General features: G+C 68.0%; 5 protein-coding genes. 1 reads left to right on the top strand and 4 read right to left on the bottom strand.

All coding sequences use genetic code 11. The annotated features are described in order from the left end of the window. Window positions 1-66: 66 nt before the first annotated feature. The 4 genes from VXC91_RS43975 to VXC91_RS43985 all read right to left on the bottom strand — a co-directional run bounded on the left by VXC91_RS43975 (window position 67) and on the right by VXC91_RS43985 (window position 1739). On the bottom strand, window positions 67-459 hold the full coding sequence (locus tag VXC91_RS43975; RefSeq protein ID WP_329512947.1) for a hypothetical protein: 393 nt from the start codon (window positions 457-459) through the stop codon (window positions 67-69). A 76-nt stretch (window positions 460-535) separates the two neighbouring features. Continuing rightward, the gene (locus VXC91_RS43980; RefSeq protein ID WP_329512948.1) at window positions 536-763 is read right to left on the bottom strand and encodes a hypothetical protein; all 228 of its coding nucleotides are present in this window, start codon (window positions 761-763) and stop codon (window positions 536-538) included. A 48-nt stretch (window positions 764-811) separates the two neighbouring features. Next, on the bottom strand, window positions 812-1186 hold the full coding sequence (locus VXC91_RS47365; RefSeq protein ID WP_408057627.1) for a transposase family protein: 375 nt from the start codon (window positions 1184-1186) through the stop codon (window positions 812-814). Between the two features lie 343 nt (window positions 1187-1529). After that, window positions 1530-1739, bottom strand: coding sequence for a hypothetical protein (locus VXC91_RS43985; RefSeq protein WP_329512949.1), 210 nt, complete (start codon window positions 1737-1739; stop codon window positions 1530-1532). A gap of 439 nt (window positions 1740-2178) precedes the next feature. On the opposite strand from VXC91_RS43985, the gene VXC91_RS43990 reads away from it, so the two are divergent. Next, window positions 2179-3072: a site-2 protease family protein gene (locus tag VXC91_RS43990; RefSeq protein WP_329512950.1), complete on the top strand. Its 894-nt coding sequence runs from the start codon at window positions 2179-2181 to the stop codon at window positions 3070-3072. Window positions 3073-3183 lie beyond the last annotated feature (111 nt).

Here is a 3183-nt window from a genome sequence, read left to right on the forward strand (position 1 = left end):
TCGGGGCGTCCTCGGAGGTATTTGGTGATGAAAGAGTCAGCCCGGGTCACCAGGTGTGATGCGTGCTCATCCGGTGAGACCGAGTTCGCGTAGGGCGTCGGCGGGATGGTTTCGGTAGTCGTCGTGGGCTGCGGCGTTGTTCGTCCACCCGGCGAGGCGGGCAAGGCTGATCGCCAGGCTGCGGAAGGTCGCGAGGGCCCAGGGCAGGCTGCCGGTGCAGGCGCGGCAGGCGTCTTCGCGAAGGTCGTCTCTCACGAAGCGCGGTGCCTCGATGGCCCACTGGCCGCATACGTAGCGGGTGAGTAGGGCGGTGTCGACGACGTCGGACGGGGCGGTGGTGATGCCGAGTTCGGCATCCGCGTGGATCTCTCCGTCGCCACGTCCGGTGGTGTACCGCTCGACGAGCAGGGCTCCGGTGGCGTGCGGGAAGTTCACCTGCTCCGGCGCGAGGGGCTGCACACGCGCGTTCCTGATCTTGTGGCGGCCTGAGTTGGTCTCCTCTGTGCGGTGCACGGTGATCTGCGGGTTGGTGTGCTCATTCCAGTCGAGTGCGTCGAGTTGGGCGAACAGGGTGGAGCGGTTTCCTTGACGGGGAAGACGCCGAAGCGCCGCGGTGGTGCAGGTAGTGGGCGTGGTCGGCGACGGTGTGCAGGGCGTCGGCGGTGACGATCGCGCCGGTGATGTCGGCGATCAGGTCGAGGGCGGCGGTGAAGTGCAAGCTCTCGTGCGGTTTGTAGCACATCTCCCGCTGGGCGAGTATCACGCCCGGGTCGACCTGGCAGACGCCGAGCAGGAGCAGCTGCAGGCCTGGCTATCGCGGGCGCCGCGCACTGTGTCCAGCGCATCGGCGTCCGTCCGGGACAGCGCGCGGGTGAGGGTGGAAGCTACCGGGAGCTTGCCCGGGTCGCCGGCGGGGACGTCGAGGGCGGTGAGGATGCCGGTACCCTGGCCGCGCCCAGCGGATCACGCCGCGTACCGAACTCACCCCGCACAGCAGGGCACAGGCGACCAGGCCGAGCAGCATCGGCCAGGGGTGGGTAACCAGGTGTGCCGCGCGCGGATCGGGGACGCTACGGAGCGCGTCCAGCAGCGAGTTGAGCGTCTCGGGCGTGCGCAAGCCCTCGGCAGCGAGGCCGTGTTGCTCGGTGAGTTGGTGCAATGTGGGCAGGGTCGGGCTGTATGGCATACGGGCGCGGCCTTCACGATCATGCTCATGGACGATCGCACCCTTCAGCGTTCACCCGGCCCATGTCCAAGATCCGAACACGCATCACGCCTGGCCCGGTCACCGTGGGCCTTGATAGCGCGTTGGCGGGGTGCGGGACATCGTGATTGCGACGACCTGTTGAATCCACCCTGGCTCCCGTCGTCCGAGTGGGATGATCGGGGCATCGTCCCTCACAAGGGCGGGTGGGGGCCGGACCGTGATGGTCACGTGCTCTGCCGTATCGGTGACCGCAGCAGTGGTGATGACCATTGCTGGCCGGCTCACATGAGACCCGGATGGTGGCGCGAGCCTGGTTACGGCGTCAGCGGCGGGGCGCTCCGGGTAGGTCACGCTCGGCCAGCCAGGTGGCCACCGCATCGCGCTCGCGTCGCTCCGCGCAGGCCGCGGCAGCGGCCTGCGCGGCATTGCGCTGGGCGTGACCCACCCCGCCGTGCGGCACGATGGCGCGCAGGCCGCGGGTGGCCTGCTCACTGATGGCGCCCAGCAGGTTTTCCAGTGATCCGATCGGCATGCGTATTCCTCTGTAAGACGTCGTCTCCGAGGCCTGACGGGCGCCGGAATGAGCACAGCAAAATTCAGTACCTTTCGACCACAAAGCTAGCGAACAGGAAGTTTCGCTTCCTGCTGGATGGACCCCCAACGGCCGAAGATGTCACACGTCGTGGCGCCAGTTGATCAAGAGTCGCATACCGGGCTTGGGGCGTTGCCGAAGCGATTACAGGAGTTGGTTGACGGAGGGCAATCGGGTTCTCTGAATCATCATCCAATGCTTCCCTCGTGGTGCCTGTGACGGACCATGGAAAGGGGGCGTGGCCTGTCGGCGGTGATGGGGATGAAGGGTTCGATCCGGCTCGGAAGCATTCGGGGACTGGCGATTCGGGCCCACTGGAGTGTGCCGCTCGTCATGCTGTTCTTCGCGTACGGTCTGGCCGGCTGGACGCTACCCGGATATGCGCCGGGGCCTGGCCCCGGTGGTCTACGCAGTCGCCGGTGTTGGCGGTGCTTTGCTGTTGCTGGTGAGTCTGGTGGTGCACGAGGCAGCGTATGCACTGATGGCCCGCAGGGCCGGGGTCTCCGTGCGGGATCTGACGCTGTGGGCGCTGGGTGGACTGACCCGGATGGACCGACCGGCGACAGCACGGACGGCGTTCGCAGTCGCCGTCAGCGAGCCGCTCACCAGCCCGCTGGTCGGCGGTGTCGGGCTGCTGGGCTGGCTGGGTAGCACGAACCTGCTGTTGGGTGTCTTCAACGGGCACCCGGAGCGGGCGCAGCGCGCGGCCGGGCGCAGCGGCCAGGTCGTCGGTATGACGCTGGCCGCTGTGGGGTGGCTGGTGTTCTTGAGGGGGATGACCGGCGGACTGTGGCTGATGCTCATCGGCCTATTCGTGGCCGGTACGGCCGCGGCCGAACGGCGGTGGGCCGAGCTGGTCACAGCCCTTCGCGGCGTCCGGGTGGGGCAGGCGATGACCACGCCGGTCATCACCGGCCCCGACTGGCTGACCGTGGGCCGCTTCCTGTCCGAGGTGGCCGCCCACGCGGGGCACTCGGTGCTGCCGTTGCTGGACTTCGACGGCCAGCCAAGCGGCCTCGTACAGCTGCGCCGACTGGCCGCCGTGCCACCCGGGCAGCGGGAGCGGCTGCGTGCCCGGGACGTCGCAACCCCACAGTCCCGGTGCACGTTCGCCGCACCGGACGAGCTGCTGATCTCCGTCCTGGAGCGCCTCGGCACCGGGGGCGGACTACCCATCCTGGTCATGGACGACGCCCGGCTCGACGGGATCATCACTGCGCACGACATCGACCGATCTCGCCGACTCCACCGAGATCCGTCAGCTCGCAAATGAGCGTCCAGCGTGCCGCCACGGTGGTAGGGGAATCCGGACCGGAGCGTGCAACGTCCTCTATATATAGGGGCGCATGTGTAGAGAAGTTGAATCCTCCCCCAGTTGAAGCAG

This window comes from Streptomyces chiangmaiensis, from assembly GCF_036281785.1.
GTDB lineage: Bacteria > Actinomycetota > Actinomycetes > Streptomycetales > Streptomycetaceae > Streptomyces > Streptomyces chiangmaiensis.

Excerpts from the sequence above, each read along its gene's own strand:
- VXC91_RS47365 (WP_408057627.1), bottom strand. The coding sequence starts at position 1,186 with ATGCCATACAGCCCGACCCTGCCCACATTGCACCAACTCACCGAGCAA.
- VXC91_RS43985 (WP_329512949.1), bottom strand. The coding sequence starts at position 1,739 with ATGCCGATCGGATCACTGGAAAACCTGCTGGGCGCCATCAGTGAGCAG.
- VXC91_RS43990 (WP_329512950.1), top strand. The coding sequence starts at position 2,179 with ATGCGCCGGGGCCTGGCCCCGGTGGTCTACGCAGTCGCCGGTGTTGGC.